The following is a 16,965-nucleotide window of genomic DNA, read 5'->3' as shown; positions in this document are numbered from 1 at the left end:
CGGTGTTCGCACACTCAACCGGCAATCGCAAAGAGCCAGGGCGCCTCGCGCCGACGGCGCTCCTCGTATGCACGGATGGCATCGGCCTGCTCCAGGGTCACGCCGATGTCGTCCAGACCCTTGAGCAGGCGTTCCTTGTTACCTGCTTCAACCTCGAACGCAATGCGAGTGCCGTCGTCCAGCACGAGCACCTGGTCGGGAAGGTCGACACCGATCTGCAGCGCCTGCGGCCCGACCGCTCGGGCGAAGAGGTCGTCGACAACCTGCGGCGCCAGAACGATCGGCAGAAGACCGTTCTTGAAGCAGTTGTTGTGGAAGATGTCGGCAAAGCTCGGGGCGATGATGACGCGCAGCCCGAAGTCCGCGATCGCCCAGGGGGCATGCTCGCGCGAGGAGCCGCAGCCGAAGTTCTCGCGGGCGAGCAGGATCTGCGCACCCGCGTATCTCGGATCGTTCAGCACGAAGGTCGGATTCAGCGGCCGGTGCGTGCAGTCCATCCCCGGCTCGCCGTGATCCAGATAGCGCAGCTCGTCGAACAGGTAAGGCCCGAAACCGGTGCGCGCGATGCTCTTCAGGAACTGCTTCGGGATGATGGCGTCGGTATCGACGTTCGAGCGATCGAGCGGCGCGACGATACCGGTAAAGTTTTGGAAGGGTTCCATCAGAGCTCCCTCACGTCGACGAAGTGACCGGTCACCGCCGCGGCGGCGGCCATCGCGGGGCTGACCAGATGTGTCCGACCCCCTTGACCCTGTCGGCCCTCGAAGTTGCGGTTGGATGTGGAGGCGCAGCGCTCGCCCGGCTCGAGCCGATCGGCGTTCATCGCCAGACACATTGAGCATCCGGGCTCGCGCCACTCGAAACCGGCATCGGTGAAGATGCGGTCCAGCCCCTCGGCCTCGGCCTGTGCCTTGACCAGGCCCGAGCCGGGCACGACCAGCGCCAGCTGAATGCTGTCGGCGACCTTGCGCCCCTTCACGACATCGGCGGCGGCGCGCAGATCCTCGATCCGCGAATTGGTGCAGGAGCCGATGAAGACCTTGTCCGGGCGGATATCCCGAATCGCGATGCCGGGCTCGAGCCCCATGTAATCCAGCGCCCGGCGGATCCCGGCGGCGCGCACCGGGTCGGTCTCGGCTTGCGGATCCGGAACCCGACCGTCGATCGGGACCACCATCTCGGGGGATGTCCCCCAGGTGACCTGCGGCTGGATCTTCGCCGCATCCATCCGCACGACGCGATCGAACCGCGCATCCGGGTCGCTGACCAGGGTGCGCCAATGGTCTGCTCCCTGCTCGAAGAGCTCGCCGGTCGGGGCGTAGGGACGGCCGCGCAGGTAGTCGATCGTCTTCTCGTCGACGCCGATCAGACCCGCCCGTGCACCGGCCTCGATGGCCATGTTGCAGACGGTCATGCGCCCTTCCATCGAGAGTGCACGGATGGCGTCGCCGGCGAACTCGATCACCGAGCCGGTCCCGCCGGCCGTACCGATCTCGCCGATGATGGCGAGCACGATGTCCTTGGCGGTCACGCCCGGACCGACCTGCCCGTCGATGCTGATCAGAAGGGTCTTGGACTTGCGCTGGATGAGGCACTGGGTCGCGAGCACATGCTCGACCTCGGAGGTGCCGATCCCGAACGCAAGCGCACCGAAGGCGCCGTGGGTCGCCGTGTGGGAGTCGCCGCAGACGACGGTCGTGCCCGGGAGGGTAAATCCCTGCTCAGGACCGATCACATGCACCACGCCTTGGCGCGGATCGGACATCCGAAACTCGGTGATCCCGAACTCGGCGCAGTTGCTGTCGAGCGTCTCGACCTGGATCTTGGAGACCGGATCGGTAATGCCGGCGGCGAGATCGCGCGTCGGGACGTTGTGATCCGGCACGGCCAGATTCGCCGCAACCCGCCACGGGCGCCGACCGGCCAGACGCAGACCCTCGAAGGCCTGCGGCGAGGTCACCTCATGCACGAGCTGACGGTCGATGTACAGCAGGGCCGTGCCGTTCTCGTCGAGATGGACGACGTGTTCGTCCCACAGTTTGTCGTAGAGGGTCTTGGCACCCATGGCTCCGGCCTCGAAACAAAAACGAATCGCGAAGGATAAACGCCGGGCTGATCAAACTCAATTGCGGCGGCGCAGCATGTCGATCGGCCGGGGGATCGGGCGGCCCGCGGACACGTGGTTGCGGACCGGGTCCGGCACGGCATTGGCAGATGATGCCAACACCTGCTAGCCTCGTGTTGCAAACGGAGGGAAAGAACCATGCCGACGCGAAACGTCGTCCTGACAGATCATCAAGAATCACTGATCTGCAGCCTTGTCGACAGCGGTCGTTACCAGAACGCCAGCGAAGTGCTGCGGGAGGGCCTGCGATTGCTCGAACAACGCGTAGCCGAGGATGCCGCACGCTTGGAAGCACTCCGCGAGGCCGTCGATATCGGTCTGCGCGATATCGACGAAGGTCGCTTTCAGCCTGTCGGTACGCGGGCGGAGATCGCCGACTACCTCGACGGCATCGAGCCGGCCGAGATTCCTCGGTCGAGATGACAAAGCTCGTCATCTCCGCATCTGCGCGCCGGGATATCGCGGGGGCGTTGCAGCACAGCGGCAAACGTTGGGGAGAGAAGCAGCGCCGCCACTATCGGCTCCTGATCGAGAACGCGCTCGGCGATTTACTCGATATTCCGGAACCCCCGGCAAGCCGTGCGCGCGACGAGATTCGGCCAGGGATTCGCACCTTCCACATCGCCCGGCGCGGTCACCCCGCCAGACACCTCATTGTCTATCGTGTCGCACCGGATGGGATCATCCAGGTGATCCGCCTCCTACATGATGCGATGGAGTTGTCCCGCGCGATCCTTGATATCTCGGACGAGAAGTAGTCAACGACCTCGTGCATTCCCAACGCCCGAGCCTCACTCCACCAGCCGCTCCCTCGAGATCGGATACATCTCGCTGACCCCGAACGGCTCCTCGGCCTGCGGATCGACGCTGATCCAGAGCCCGCCGACCACCGGAGAGCCCGGCACCTCGGCACGCACGAATCGCTCGAAGGGCGCGCCCGTCGCGGGGTCGATCAGGGGTCGATCGTGCCTGAAGCGATGCGTGTCGCCGTGGATCGCAAGCACGGGTCCGGAATAGGCACCCATCAGCTCGACGAGCGCTTGTCGCAGCCGGCGAAAACCGCGCGCCGGCCGGGCCTTCTCGAATTGCGGATTGGCGTGAAAGACGATGACCATCGCGGACGCGTCGCGCTCGCGTGCCAGCGCGGTCGCCCGGCGCAGAAAACGCAGGTTCGCCGCATCGCGCGCCTCGAATTCGGCGACCGCGGCCGGGTCATCGGGTGCATCGCCGTTGTTGCTGCCGACGACATGGACAGTGACAAACAGAACCCCGTCGCGGATGAAGGCGTAGTTCTCAGGAAAATCGGCCGCGTCGGCACCCTCGCCGCGGACGACACCCAGTCGCTCGAGCCGCAGCACGCCCGGATCCCCGTAGAAGACCTCGCGCACCCTCGCCAGGCGCTCCCGCGGATCCGCTGCGCCGGCGTTCTCGCGGTGACAATCGGTCCATTCGTTGTCTCCCGGGGTGTAAACGACGGGCACGGCCTCGGACCTGAAGAGATCGGCAACCGCCTGGAGATTGTCGTCCGTGCAGGGGGCGCTGCCGGACTTGATATCGCCCACATGGATCAAGAAGGGCGTCCCTTCGGCCTCCGCGGAGTCGAAGAGATCCCGAAGCTGTTCGGTCTCGGCGGCAAAGTACGGCAGATCGCCGGCCGCGAAGAACCGCAGCGCATCGGCCCGAGCGAAGGATGCGCTCAGCAGAATGAGCAGGGCGGCCGGCCACACGACGAGCCGTTTCGGATATCGATGCATGACTTCGGGACTCCCCTCGTACGCCCGCGATTCCCGCTGAAGGCGTCCGCTTTTCCGATCCCGCCGAGCGGGATCCGTTAGACTCCGCGCATGATAACGCCCAATCCCACGCCCTATGCCGATCTCAGCCCGGACCTCGTGCTCACCGCGATCGAGAGTCTCGGGCTGCCCACCGACGGGCGCATGCTCGCACTCAATAGTTACGAGAATCGTGTCTATCAGATCGGGATCGAGGATGCACAGCCGGTCATCGCCAAGTTCTACCGACCGGGACGCTGGAGCGACGAGGCGATCCGCGAGGAGCACCGCTTCACCCTGACGCTGGCCGAGCATGAGATTCCGGCGGTCCCGCCGTCGATCATCGACGGCCGCACCCTGCACGACTATGCCAGCCACCGGTTTTCCATCACGCCTCGGCGCGGCGGTCGCACGCCCGAGCTGGACGACCCGAGCGTCCTCGAGTGGCTCGGTCGTCTCCTCGGGCGTATCCACGCCATCGGTGCGCTCGAGCCCTTCGCGCACCGTCCGACGCTCGATATCGACGCGTTCGGCGAGGAGCCTCGCGCCTTTTTGTTGGAGCAGGACTGGATCCCGAAGGACCTGCTTCCTGCCTACACGAGCGTCGTCGCGCAAGCACTCGACGGCGTGCGCGCCTGCTACGATCGCGCCGGCTCGCCGGCATTGATCCGGCTGCACGGCGACTGTCATCGCGGCAACATGCTCTGGACGGACGCCGGCCCGCACTTCGTCGACTTCGACGACGCACGCATGGGCCCGGCCATCCAGGATCTCTGGATGTTGCTCTCGGGTGATCGCGAGGAGATGAGCGGACAGCTCGCAGATGTCCTGGCCGGCTACGAAGATTTCTTCGAGCTGGACTACCGCGAGCTGCATCTCATCGAGGCACTGCGCACCCTGCGCATCATCCACTACGCCGCCTGGCTCGCCCGGCGCTGGGAGGATCCGGCCTTCCCCCCCGCCTTCCCGTGGTTCGGTGCACCGCGTTTCTGGGAGGATCACATCCTTCAGCTGCGTGAGCAGATCGCGGCGATGGAGGAAGGGCCCTTGTGGGCCAGTCCGCCGTGATGCGCACGGGATCCCGATCGGCCGCCGAGGCGTCCTGAGCATGCTCGGACTCCCGCCATCGGTTTCCGGCATCGTCTCGGGTCTCCTATCCGGTCTGGGCTGGATCGCATTGACTGTCCTGTTGCTCAACGCCGCGATGTGGCTACTCCAACCCGGCATGGTCTTCTACCCGACCCGCGCGCTCGCGGCGACGCCGACCGATTGGGGTCTCGCGTTCGAGGACGTCGAGCTGACCGCCGACGACGGCACCGGGCTCCACGGCTGGTACATCCCGAACCCGGACGCGACCCATACCCTGCTCTTCTTCCACGGCAACGCCGGCAACATCAGTCATCGGGGCGACTCGATCGCCATCTTCAATCGCTTGGGGCTGTCGCTCCTGATCATCGATTATCGCGGCTACGGGCGCAGCGCCGGACGCCCGAGCGAGGTCGGGGTCTATCTCGACGCACTTGCCGCCCGGAATCATCTGGTCGAGGTGCGCGGGATCAACCCGGAGCGGATCCTCGTCTTCGGACGATCGCTCGGCGCAAGTGTGGCCGCCGATCTGGCCGCGCGCGTCCCCTCGGGCGGGGTCATCCTGGAGTCCGGCTTCAGCTCGGCACGGGACATGGCGCGCCATCTCTACCCCGGCCTCCATCGCATTCTGTACCTGCGCTACGATTTCGATGCCGCCGAGCGTCTGTCGCGCGTGCGCAGTCCGGTCTTGGTCCTTCATAGCCCGGACGACGAGATCGTGCCTTATACCTTGGGCCGAAAGTTGTTCGAGGCCGCCCGCGAGCCGAAGCGATTCGTCGACCTGCGCGGCGACCACAACAACGGCTTTCTTGCGAGCCAACCCGACTATGAACGCGGCCTGGCGGCCTTCCTCGGCTCGCTCGCGACGCCCCAAGCGCCCGAAACGAGTGACGTATCGGTCCGAAACCGCTAGGATGCCGGGCCAAACAAGACCGCGGACCGCGACCATGCGAAACGACAAGACCGGCAACCGAAACGAACGCGGCAAGACCGAGGAGATCACCGTGATGGGCAGTGCACTTGTCGAGAAGGTCAAGGAACTGATCCAGGAGGGCAACGTCCGGCGTTTGATCATCCGCCGCCCGACCGGCGAGGCATTGGTGGAAATCCCGCTGACGGCGGGGGTCGGCGCCGCCGCACTCTTGACCTTCCTCGCGCCCGTACTCGCCGCCCTTGCCGCCATGGCCGCGCTGATCGCCCAGTTCCGCGTCGAGATCCAGCGCGACGTCCCGGAGCGATTCCGCAACCCGCGCGACATCGACCAGGACGATTAAACCGCGTCCAGAGCGACATGCGTCATTTGCATTGTGTGTGTGGCTTCGGAGATGTCCTCGATCTCGGTGAGACGCGGTTTAGAGTTTAAGATTTTCTTGCTTTAAGCCGCGCCAGCACATGATGCAGACCGCACTGGGCGCGGCTCAGCACGTCCGACAGGAACGGCCCACAGCGCCTTCGCGTGACGGCCCTGCCCAAAACACCCGAATTGACCCCGAACCATTTGTTCCGAAAACACCCGACAGACAACGGAAGAGAACCACGATGAACGAAGTCAAGAAAACCGCCGAGTATCGGATCTATCAGAAGAAATCCGGTCGCTATGCCGTGCAGGCCAAGGACAAGCAATGGCTTCACGGCGAAGACAAGGAGAAGATTCTGCTCGACGAGCAGCTGATCACCCGTCCGCGACCCAAGGCGCCGCCGGCGCCCGAAGCGACCGAAGAGACTGCGGCCGCCGAGTAGTCCAAGCCACACGGAAACGTTCACCGGGGGCGATCGTAGGTAGGCCCGGCCGTTGCCGAAACGCCGGGGTTCGCGACGAGCCGGTGTGGCGTTTCCCCCCTCGCTCCGTCGGTCTAGAGGCGTCGCCGCACCCGCACGGGGGCGATCGGCAACATGATCAAGAAGCCGATGCCCGTGATGACGGCCGTCCAGGTCGCAAACCCGAAGAGCCGGCGGACGCTCAGATTGGCCTTGTGGAGCACCTCGAACTCGTCGAGATAGACGGTCTCGCAGGCGCCGTTGCCCGTATCCTCGCGGGTCAGGCTGGTCCCGCGGGCGTAGCCGTTTCCGACATTGACATACTCGGCCAGGACACCCTTGAACCGGATCTGATCTCCCGGCTCCGCCGACATCAGGGCATCCTTGATGTCCCGAGCGTCGGTCAGGAGATGGTTGTTGGAGAGCGCGTTCGACTTGAACCGGGCGGTGACCGCGGGATCCGACCAAGAGGCCCAGCAGGTCCAGCTATCGTTGCGAAAGCGCATGTCGCGATAGACGCCGGACGCCGCATTCTCGCCCCAGACGACACAGAGATCCCGCAGGTTGAGAAAATCCTTCCAGCTCTTGTGATGCCAGATGTTCTTGATCGCGTCCGCATTGCTGTAGCTGACCACGACCCCGTTGAGCTCGTACTCGGACCTCGGCGTGATCCGGTACTCCTGATCGTGGACCCGCACCGTGAAGGGCTCGCGATCCGTCGGCGTTTGAACCGGGGCCTCGAGTCTGCTGCGATCGAAGGTCTCGGGCGCGGGAAGATCATCCTTCTGCCAATAGCTCACCCCGAGCAGCACGAGACTGCCGAGGAAGAGCCATTTGAAGGCCGATTCAAGCAGGCATGTGATCGGCACGTCGATCCACTCCGGTGTCTCGGTCAAGGTCCGATAAGGTCGAGAATGTCATTCGGTTGCACCCCCGCCGCAGCGACGTCGGCGCTCGCTCGGGACCGTGCGCGACCGACCCACGGCGACCCGTGCGCCTGTTGACCACATGATCGGTCTGAGCGTGAACAGGTATAAGCAAAGGTCGCGCCTGCTCGCTCCTGATGGATCGACCGGACGAAGCCGATGATTCCGAACCCGCCTCGGGACCCGAACCCGACCATGGAAAACCTGCCGATCGAGCCCGTGCTCGAGGACCTCCGCACCGCACTGCGTCGCGGACATGCGGTGCTCCAAGCGCCGACCGGCTCGGGCAAATCGACGCGCGTTCCGCTTGCGTTGCTCGACGAAGACTGGCTCGGCACCGGCCGCATCCTCATGCTTCAACCACGCCGGCCGGCAGCACGCATGATCGCCGCGCGCATGGCCGCGCTCCTGGGCGAACCGCTCGGCGAGCGGGTCGGCTATCAGATCCGCTTCGAGCGCCGGATCGGCCCGCGCAGCCGCATCGAGGTGATCACCGAGGGCATCCTGACCCGACGCATCCAGTCCGATCCGACGCTCGAGGGGGTCGGACTCCTGGTGTTCGACGAATTCCACGAGCGCAGTCTGCAATCGGATCTGGGTCTTGCACTCGCGCTGGATCTGGTCGCCGGTCTTCGCCCGGATCTGCGGCTGTTGCTGATGTCCGCGACCCTCGACACCGAACCGCTGGCCGAGCTCCTGGGCGATGCGGCCGTCATCCGCGGCGAGGGACGGAGCTTCCCCGTCGAGGTCCATTACGCTGATCGCGCACCCGGTCCGGATGCCGTCGCGGCGGTGATCTCCGCCGCGCGTTCCGCCCTGGCCGAGCACTCGGGCGACATTCTGGCGTTCCTTCCCGGCACGGGCGAGATCAATCGCTGCGTCGCCCGGCTGCGCGAGCGGGTGGATGCACAGACCTGGGTCCTGCCGCTGCACGGCAGCCTCCCGACCGAGGAGCAGGAGAAGGCCCTGACGCCGAACACAGGATCCGATCGCCGCGTGCTGGTCTCCACCGATATCGCCGAGACCAGCCTGACCATCCCGGGTATCCGGGTGGTGATCGACAGCGGTCTGACCCGCAAACCGCGCTTCGATCCGGGCTCCGGTCTCACGCGTCTGGTGACCGAGCCCATCGCGCGCGCCTCCGCCGAGCAGCGCGCCGGACGCGCCGGACGGATGGGCCCAGGCGTGTGCTACCGGCTCTGGACCCGCGCACAGGAGCAAGGCCGGCCCGAAAGCCGAACGCCCGAGATCCTCCAGACCGATCTGGCTTCGCTTGTCTTGGAACTGCGCCTCTGGGGCGTGGCGGATCCGAACGAGCTGCGCTGGGTCGATCCGCCGCCCGGCCCGGCGTGGGAGTCAGCCGCAGCACTCCTGACGCGCCTCGGCGCCCTGGATGCGCGCGGCGCCATGACCCCGCTCGGCCGGCGGATGGCGGAGCTGCCGGTCCATCCGCGACTGGCCGCAATGCTGCTGGACGCCGCCGACACCGCCCGGGGCGATGCCGCCGATCTATGTGCGCTGATCACCGAACGCGACCCGCTGATCGACACCCCCGGGCAACGCCGCCCCGCCGACCTGGGTCTGCGTCTACAAGCGCTGCACGCCTGGCGCGAGCGCCACCCCGTGCCGGGTGCGGACGCGCGGCGGCTCGCCGCAGCCGATCGGGTCGCTCAACAGCTGCAACGGCTGACGCACAACGCCCGGCACGGACCTGAAAGGCACGGATCCGCCCGGTCGACTGCCGAGCTGCTCGCCCTCGCCTACCCGGAGCGTATCGCGCAGCGGCGCGAGGGCACCGACGGGCGCTATCGTCTGGCCGGCGGATCCGGTGCGCTCTTGCCTCAGGACGACGCCTTGGCGATTCACCCCTATCTGGTCATCGCCAGTCTCGATGCCGGAGGCGCGGACGGCCGGATCCAGTCGGCGCTCCCCATCGCCGAGTCGGAGATCCGCGAGCGCTTCGCCGGGCGGATCACGTTGAGCCGCCGACTGTTTTGGGACGCCCAACGCGAGGCCGTGGCCGCCCGCGCCGTGGAGCGCCTGGAGTCCATCACCCTGCGCGCGCAACCGGTGCCCTTGGAGCCGACGGACGGTGTCGCCGGCATCCTGCTCGAGCAGATCGCCGCACGATTCGACCACGCCCTCGCCTGGAGCGATGCGGCGCTCCAATTCAGCGCCCGTGTCGCCCTGATGCGTCGACTCGAGCCCGACGGCGGTTGGCCGGATCTCTCGCCCGAGGCGCTGCGTGCGAATCTCCACACCTGGTTGGCGCCCTATCTGAGCGGGATGTCCCGGCTCGCGCAGATCCAAAAGCTCGACCTCATTCCGATCCTGGTCTCGCGGCTCGACTGGGGTCAGCGGCAACGTCTCGATGCCGAAGCACCGACCCGGATCGAGACTCCGGCGGGCCGGGACCGACCGATCGACTATGGTGCCGGAGAGAACCCGATCCTCGCCGTCCAACTGCAAGAGCTCTTCGGTCTCTCCGAGACCCCGCGCATCGCTCGCGGGCGCGTCCCGCTGCTGCTGCACCTGCTCTCGCCCGCGCGTCGCCCGATCCAGGTCACCCAAGACCTCGCAGGCTTCTGGGCCAGGGGGTACGCCGAGGTCCGCAAGGAGCTGCGTGGACGCTACCCCAAACACGCCTGGCCGGAAGATCCGACACAAGCCACGCCCGTCGCCGGTGTGCGTCGGCCACGCCGAGCCGGGGGCTGATTGGAACGATCGAGATCGGCCCGCAAGCGGCAACGAAAAACTCCAAACGCCGTGGGCAGCAAAAGACCGCCGCGCGACCGGTATATACTGCGTGGTCCAATCCCCTGACGAGCCACGGCCCAAGATGCCCCAGCACACCTTCTTCGCCTCCGCCCCCAAGCACCTGGGGAGTCTACTCGCGGAGGAGCTGGCCAGACTCGGCCTGCAAGGGGCAGTGGAGGCACGCGGGGGTGCGCGTTTCGTCGGCGAGATTCAAGATGCCTATCGAGCCTGTCTTTGGTCGCGGGTCGCCAACCGCATCCTGCTGCCGCTCGCACAGTTTCCGGCGACGGGACCGGACGAGCTCTACGCCGGGGCGGAGAAGATCCACTGGGAGGAGCATCTCTCGCCGGAGAACACCTTCGCCATACAGCTCGACGGTGTCTTGAACGGCGTCACGCACGGTCAGTTCGCCGCCCTGCGCGTGAAGGATGCGATTGCCGATCGCTTCACGCGTCTTCTCGGTTATCGGCCGAGCGTCGATGCCCAATCCCCGGACCTTCAGATCCATGTCTATGTCCATCAGGATCAGGCATCGGTCAGCATCGACCTATCCGGCACCTCCCTGCATCGCCGCGGCTACCGTAGCGAGGGGACCTCGGCCCCGCTGAAGGAGAATCTGGCGGCGGCCATCCTACTGCGCGCCGGTTGGCCGGATATCGCGGCCGAGGGCGGCGCCCTGCTCGATCCCATGTGCGGCTCCGGGACACTCGTCGTCGAAGGCGCCCTGATCGCGGCGGATATCGCGCCGGGTCTGTTGCGCGATCGTTTCGGGTTCATGGGCTGGTTGCAGCATGACGCGGCCGCCTGGCGGCGGCTTCTCGACGAGGCGGAGATTCGGCGCAGCGCGGGTCTGCAGCGTCTCGGCTCTCTGCGTGGATACGATCAGGATCCGCGCGCCATCCGCATCGCGATCGAAGACCTAGCACGGGCCGGTCTTGCGGGATTGGCGCACTTCGAGCGACGCGAGCTGGCCGACTGCCGACCGGGTCGCGACGACGACCGTGGTCTTGTGGTGGTCAACCCGCCCTACGGCGAGCGGTTGGGCTCCGAGGCCGAGCTGCCTGCACTGCATGCGCGCTTGGGCTCGGTACTCAAGGAACGCTTCGCAGGCTGGCGCGCGGCGCTCTTCACGGGCAGTCCGGACCTCGGCAAGCACATGGGTCTGCGCGCGCACCGAATCCACCATCTCTACAACGGCCCCATCGAATGCCGACTCCTGCATTTTCGGATCGAGTCGACCGACTTTGTGGCCAATCGGCCGCGGACACTCGAGCCGGCCGAGCGCAGCGACGGCGCAACCATGCTCGCCAATCGACTCGCGAAGAATCTCAAGACGTTGGGGAAATGGCGCCGCAAGGAGCAGATCGACTGCTTTCGGGCCTATGACGCGGATCTGCCGGAATACGCCGTGGCCGTCGATGTCTACGAGGGCGAGCCCGAAGGCGACGTACCGCAGCGCTGGGTGCATGTGCAGGAGTATGCCGCGCCGACGAGTGTCGACCCAAAGCGGGCCCGACACCGACTGCGCGAGGCCTTGAGCGTGATCCCGGAGGTGATTGAGATCCCCGAGTCACGGATGTTCTTCAAGATCCGACGGCCTCAGAAGGGCAACGCTCAATACGAACGACTCGCCGAGACGCGCCGCTTTCACGCGGTCAAGGAGGGTGGGTTCAAATTCCTGGTCAATTTCGAGGACTACCTGGACACCGGGCTCTTCCTGGATCATCGCGACATTCGCCGTATGATCGGCGAGCTGGCCGAGGGCCGGACCTTTCTGAATCTCTTCGCCTACACCGGAACGGCGACCGTTTATGCGGCCAAAGGCGGCGCGACCCGCACCACGACAGTGGACATGTCTCGCACCTATCTGGACTGGGCGCGCGATAATCTCGCGCTGAACGACACCCCGATGCAGCGCCAGGAGTTGGTCCAGGCGGACTGTCTGCAATGGCTGGAAGAGGCCGCCGGCAAGCGCCGATTCGATCTGATCTTTCTGGACCCGCCCAGCTTCTCGACCTCCAAGCGGATGACCGACACACTCGACATCCAGCGCGACCATGTCGGGCTGATTCGAGCCACCACCCGGCTGCTCGAGCCGGGGGGACTGCTGGTGTTCTCTAACAATTTGCGTCGGTTTCGGCTCTACTCGGAGGATTTGGCCGATCTCGACATCCGGGACGTCAGCCGCGAGACCATCCCGCGCGACTTTGCCCGCAACCCGCGGATCCACCAGTGTTGGCGCATCACTAAACCTGTGTAACGGCAGCGGTGCTCGGTCGATCCGAGCACCGCTGCCGACAGGCCCCAACAGCCGCCCGCGAGGCCGACCGTCGCGCGGTGCTCGGCCTAGTCGACCATCACGACCTCGACACGGCGATTCTCGCGCCGCCCGCGATCCGTCGCATTGTCGGCGATCGGCCGCTCGGCACCGTAACCCTCGGTGCTGAGCCGGCCGGGATCGACCCCGCGATCGACCAATGCCTGCATGACCGATTCCGCTCGCTGCCGAGACAGGGCCTGATTGATCTCCGGATTGCCGACGCTATCGGTATGCCCGGCAATCTTCGCCTGCAGCTCGGGCCTCGACGCAAGCATCTCGGCGATCCGGTCGAGCGTCGGGAGCGCCCCAGCCGGCAGGACGGCACTGCCGCTCGGGAACCGCAGCTCCTCCCCGCCGAGATTGACCAAGATACCCTCCGGGGTGATCCGTCCGCCGACCTGTGCCGCGCCCTCGTACAGCGTCCGTATCCGCGCGACCGACCCCTCGGCTTCGGCCAGCTCTCGCGCATGCTCGGCCGTTGCCGCCTGCATCTGCGCACGCAGGTCCGCGGCGACGGCGTCGGCCTCGGCAAGCTTTAACCGCAAGGCATCCATCTCCTCGGTCAACGCAGCGATTCGAGACTCGGATTCGGTGTCGTCCAGGGCGGCATCGCGCTGCCCGCGGACCACGTCGAGCTGTTGCTGCAGGGCGAGGCGCTCCTGGTCGAGCCTCGCCCCAGCCGCCCGCAATGCCTTTGCGTGCGCGTCGACCAACGCCGCGATCTGCAACTCGGCCTCGGCCGCGACGGCATCGCGCTGGGCGCGGACCACGGCCAACTGTTGCCGTAGCGCCGTGCTCTCCTGATCGAGCCTCGCCCCCGCCGCCCGCAGCGCCTTTGCGTGCGCGTCCACCAACGCGGCAATCTGCGTCTCGGCCTCGGCGGCAACGGCATCGCGCTGGGCGCGAACCACCGCAAGCTGTTGCTCCAGCGCGGTCGTCTCCTGATCGAGCCTCGCCCCGGCGGCGCGCAACGCCGCGGCCTGATCTTCCGTGAGCTCGGCGATCCGCATCTCGGCCTCGGCCGCGACGGCATCGCGCTGGCCGCGGACCACGGCAAGCTGCTGCTGCAGAGCGGTACTCTCCTGATCGAGCCTCGCCCCGGCGGCCCGCAGCGCCGCGGCTTGGTCTTCGGCCAGCTTGGCGATCTGTACCTCGGCCTCGGCCGCGACGGCATCGCGCTGAGCGCGAACCACGGCGAGCTGTTGTTGCAGAGCTGTGCGCTCCTGATCGAGCCTTGCCCCGGCGGCCCTAAGGGCGGCCGCCTGCTCGCCGGTGAGCTCGGCAACCTGTAAATCGGCCTCGGCTGAAACGGCGTCACGCTGGGCACGAACCACCTCAAGCTGTTGCTGCAACGCCCTGCGCTCTTGGCTCAATCGCGCCTCTGCGGCCTTAAGCGCCGCCGAGCGCTCTTCGTCGGACTCACTCGCGAGCCGCGCAATCCGCGCCTCCGCATCGGTCGTGACGGCGTCGCGCTGCCCACGAACGACCGCGAGCTGCTGCTCCAAGGCCGTACGCTCTTGATGCAAGCGGGCCTCGGCCGCCTTGAGACGCCGTTCGACTTGGCTCAGCGTCGCTGCATGCCGTCGATCGAGCTGGGCGATCTCGTCCTCGGCGTCGGCGATCGATGCCTCGGCGTCCGCGATCGCAGCGTCGCGCTGCGCTACAACGGACTCGAGCTCTCGGACCAAAGCCGCCGGTGCCGTCTCGCCAGGTTCGACGTCCGCCGGCGCGGTTGCCGTATCGCCGACCGAGGACTCGACCGCCTGCAGAGCCGCGACGTCAGCGATCGGCTCGGATGGGGCATCCGCCTCGACGACCGATTCCGCGACCGTCTCAGCGGTCCCTTCGACATCGGCAGGCTGCGCAACCGACTCGGGGACGGACGCCGGCGCAACCTCTGCCGCAGGCTCCTGCGCCGCAACCGAGGTGTCCTCGAGCACGACGATCAGCCCGCCTTCCGAATCCTGTGCCGCCAGCTCTTGCGGCTGCTCTTGCTCCGGCACCGCGCCCGGCCGCACTGTCCGATATCCGGCCAGCTCCGGATAATCGCCGAGCATGCTGACGCCGAGAAGCGGCTTGAATGCACCCTTGTGGCACGTATCGCAGGCGACCTTGGGCGCATCGCCGGTTGGACCAAGCCGCTCGGGTGGGTAAAGAGTCTTCAGCGGATTGAGGTAGTCGCCGTTGAGGTCGCGCACCATCCGAATGCCGTGCCATGCAGTCACCCGCTGAGGCGTGCTCTGCTCCCAGACGCCCATCGCTCGGGTTTGGTGACAGTAGGTGCAGTTCACCCCCAACGAATTGGACATGTACATCATCAAGGCGTACGTCCACTCCGCCTTCTTGATCGAGTTTCGATTATCCGACGGCAGTGCCGTCGTTCCTTGAACCGCGACCTGCGCGTCGCCTTCCAGAAAGGGGGTCAAGGGATCAAACGGCAGCGATGCGTTGCCGATCGCCTGCATGCCTGCCGTATTCTGACCTGCCTTGTTGCCGGAGATGCCGGCTGAAGGAGTGGTCGGCCCGGGGTTGGTAAACCAGATCTCGGACGGGACCGCCTGGCCGCGATGGCAGGTCCAACAGGTGACCCCCGTCGCCGCCACATGGGACTTCCAGTTGGAGTTGATGTCCCTGGTCATCTGCAGCATCTGCCGCGACACCACCTTCGTGTATTTTTCGTCCGAGGCCAGATTCTCGGTGTTGTGGCAATATTCGCAGCCCTGTTCCGGAGCGATCCAGGTCGACATGGCCTGCATCAGACGGGCGAACTCAAGGGCATCCAGGTCAGTGAGCACCTGGACGTTTTCGTTGACTTCTGTCGCGAGGGGTATTGCCGGGTCCGGTGGATCGCGCGGCTCGGGCTCGGGAACGCCGTGGTTGTCTGCCGCCGCCTTCAGTCGACCGGGTTTATCGATATGAATCATCGACGTGCCACGCTCGCCCCACTGCACGCTCTGGGGTCGTTCGCAACCGACGAGACTCAGAAAACTGAGCAACATCAGCCCCGTCACCGCCCATGTCGTGCCTTTCCGGCTCGATTCTCGATGTGACCGAGTGTTGCCGTCGTGGGTTGACGACGGCAAAGTGCCGACGGGCTTTTGCCGGTCGATTCGCTGCATGTGCCGGTGCAGGAAATGCACCCGCGCCTGCTCCGAAGTGCCTGCGGGACACCTCATCGCTGTGACCTCCAATGCTCGATGCCCTGCGTCCGACGAAGCGGACGACCGGCTTTGTTTTAGTGGCGTGGTTGCGAGGTCAATGCCCCGACCTCCGACTCCTGCATCCGACCCAAACGATCCTGTCGCCTAGATCCAGTTCGCGGTCCTGTCGCGCCGACCGCGAACAAACCGGCGGTATCGGTGTCGTGACGCCGACCCGCCGTTGTTCCTATCGGCAAAGTGACCGGGCTAGGCTGCGCCTTTCGGTTTGAAGTTTCGGCACCAGCCGTCAACCGGAACCAAACGCTTTCCGAAAAATGAACAGGGTCCGAGCGGCTCCCCGGGCTCTCCGGAGAACAGCTGACACTCGCTGCATTTCTGCTCGGCCGTGTGCTTCGGGTATTTGGCCTGGTCGACCTGCGTCGTATCCAAGCGGAAACCCATCGACTTGGCATAGGCGTCGTCCTCGGTCAGGATCTTCTTCGCCTCGTCGGCAACGCCCAAACGGCTGAAGGCGAGCGCCGAGCCACCCGCAACAAGTTGAAACATGAACGTCCGGCGATTGCATTCGCTCATCGTGCATACCCTCGTTTGATGGTCTGTTAATGGTTGCAAAGGGGTCTCGCTACCGACCCGGAGCCCGTTGCGCCCGGTTTTCGCCCGATCGCAGATAGGGTCGGAGTTGCGATCGGATTTTCGGCCGTCGCTGCAATCCGAAATCGACGGTTAAACAATCAAGGCCGAGCCGGCTCCCTGGTCGCCAAGGTTGTCGGTCCAAGTCACATTGACACGATCACCCGCCGCGCCCCCCCTGAAACGAAACGAGATCAATGGATCTTTCGAAACCGCAATGCTCAAACGTGCCCGCAGCACCGCCCGATCGCCGAGACTCACCTCGACGTCGCTGATGTAGTGGGCATCACGCCCCCGCCCCGAAGGGTCCAAACCCAACCCCGTCTCCATCGGATGCGGCATCAAGACAACAACCTCGGTGACGCCGTCGTTGATTCTTTTTGCGCGGATTCGTATCGGATCAGCCATTCTCTGCTTCGCTCACGGTTCA

At 65.9% G+C, this 16,965-nt stretch carries 15 protein-coding genes; 8 read left to right on the top strand and 7 right to left on the bottom strand.

What is annotated here, in order from left to right:
* Nucleotides 1-14 precede the first annotated feature (14 nt).
* Nucleotides 15-662 carry a 3-isopropylmalate dehydratase small subunit gene (gene leuD, locus LT988_RS21355; protein WP_232407500.1) on the bottom strand — a complete coding sequence of 216 codons (648 nt, stop codon included), beginning with the start codon at nt 660-662 and terminating at the stop codon, nt 15-17.
* A complete protein-coding gene (gene leuC / locus LT988_RS21350; RefSeq protein ID WP_232407499.1) occupies nt 662-2,065 on the bottom strand; it encodes a 3-isopropylmalate dehydratase large subunit in 1,404 nt (467 codons plus the stop codon). Before leuC ends, leuD begins: the two co-directional genes overlap by 1 nt.
* Nucleotides 2,066-2,263: 198 nt before the next feature.
* Here leuC and LT988_RS21345 point away from each other — a divergent pair, with 198 nt between their 5' ends.
* Complete coding sequence (locus tag LT988_RS21345) at nt 2,264-2,548, top strand: type II toxin-antitoxin system ParD family antitoxin (RefSeq protein ID WP_232407498.1); 285 nt, start codon at nt 2,264-2,266, stop codon at nt 2,546-2,548.
* Nucleotides 2,545-2,883, top strand: a complete 339-nt coding sequence (locus LT988_RS21340) for a type II toxin-antitoxin system RelE/ParE family toxin (RefSeq protein ID WP_232407497.1) — start codon at nt 2,545-2,547, stop codon at nt 2,881-2,883. The genes LT988_RS21345 and LT988_RS21340 overlap by 4 nt, the downstream gene beginning before the upstream one ends.
* A 33-nt stretch (nt 2,884-2,916) precedes the next feature.
* Here LT988_RS21340 and LT988_RS21335 read toward each other — a convergent pair whose 3' ends face one another.
* Nucleotides 2,917-3,879 (bottom strand): hypothetical protein, encoded by a 963-nt coding sequence (locus tag LT988_RS21335; protein WP_232407496.1) that lies wholly within the window; start codon nt 3,877-3,879, stop codon nt 2,917-2,919.
* A 90-nt stretch (nt 3,880-3,969) separates the two neighbouring features.
* Between LT988_RS21335 and LT988_RS21330 the strand changes: the two genes are divergently transcribed.
* From LT988_RS21330 to LT988_RS21315, 4 genes are all read left to right on the top strand, one after another.
* On the top strand, nt 3,970-4,965 hold the full coding sequence (locus LT988_RS21330; RefSeq protein ID WP_232407495.1) for a serine/threonine protein kinase: 996 nt from the start codon (nt 3,970-3,972) through the stop codon (nt 4,963-4,965).
* A 40-nt stretch (nt 4,966-5,005) separates the two neighbouring features.
* On the top strand, nt 5,006-5,896 hold the full coding sequence (locus LT988_RS21325; protein ID WP_232407494.1) for an alpha/beta hydrolase: 891 nt from the start codon (nt 5,006-5,008) through the stop codon (nt 5,894-5,896).
* A gap of 34 nt (nt 5,897-5,930) precedes the next feature.
* A complete protein-coding gene (locus LT988_RS21320) occupies nt 5,931-6,257 on the top strand; it encodes a DUF4342 domain-containing protein (RefSeq protein WP_232407493.1) in 327 nt (108 codons plus the stop codon).
* 265 nt (nt 6,258-6,522) lie between these two features.
* A complete protein-coding gene (locus tag LT988_RS21315) occupies nt 6,523-6,723 on the top strand; it encodes a hypothetical protein (protein WP_232407492.1) in 201 nt (66 codons plus the stop codon).
* Nucleotides 6,724-6,836: 113 nt separating this feature from the next.
* On the opposite strand, the gene LT988_RS21310 is transcribed toward LT988_RS21315, so the two are convergent.
* On the bottom strand, nt 6,837-7,610 hold the full coding sequence (locus LT988_RS21310; protein WP_232407491.1) for a hypothetical protein: 774 nt from the start codon (nt 7,608-7,610) through the stop codon (nt 6,837-6,839).
* A gap of 216 nt (nt 7,611-7,826) precedes the next feature.
* Between LT988_RS21310 and hrpB the strand changes: the two genes are divergently transcribed.
* Nucleotides 7,827-10,382 (top strand): ATP-dependent helicase HrpB, encoded by a 2,556-nt coding sequence (gene hrpB / locus LT988_RS21305; protein ID WP_232407490.1) that lies wholly within the window; start codon nt 7,827-7,829, stop codon nt 10,380-10,382.
* Between the two features lie 124 nt (nt 10,383-10,506).
* A complete protein-coding gene (rlmKL, locus tag LT988_RS21300) occupies nt 10,507-12,684 on the top strand; it encodes a bifunctional 23S rRNA (guanine(2069)-N(7))-methyltransferase RlmK/23S rRNA (guanine(2445)-N(2))-methyltransferase RlmL (protein WP_232407489.1) in 2,178 nt (725 codons plus the stop codon).
* Nucleotides 12,685-12,770: 86 nt separating this feature from the next.
* Here the strand turns inward: rlmKL and pufC are convergent, their stop codons facing one another.
* From pufC to soxZ, 3 genes are all read right to left on the bottom strand, one after another.
* Nucleotides 12,771-15,743 (bottom strand): photosynthetic reaction center cytochrome PufC, encoded by a 2,973-nt coding sequence (gene pufC, locus LT988_RS21295; protein WP_269752073.1) that lies wholly within the window; start codon nt 15,741-15,743, stop codon nt 12,771-12,773.
* Between the two features lie 408 nt (nt 15,744-16,151).
* Nucleotides 16,152-16,451 (bottom strand): high-potential iron-sulfur protein, encoded by a 300-nt coding sequence (locus LT988_RS21290; RefSeq protein WP_232407487.1) that lies wholly within the window; start codon nt 16,449-16,451, stop codon nt 16,152-16,154.
* A 177-nt stretch (nt 16,452-16,628) separates the two neighbouring features.
* Entirely contained in the window at nt 16,629-16,943 is a 315-nt protein-coding gene (gene soxZ / locus LT988_RS21285) for a thiosulfate oxidation carrier complex protein SoxZ (RefSeq protein ID WP_269752072.1), read from the bottom strand.
* Nucleotides 16,944-16,965 lie beyond the last annotated feature (22 nt).

This window comes from Thiocapsa bogorovii (genome assembly GCF_021228795.1).
GTDB classification, from domain to species: Bacteria; Pseudomonadota; Gammaproteobacteria; order Chromatiales; family Chromatiaceae; genus Thiocapsa; species Thiocapsa bogorovii.
This window is presented reverse-complemented; position numbering and strand designations above follow the sequence as displayed.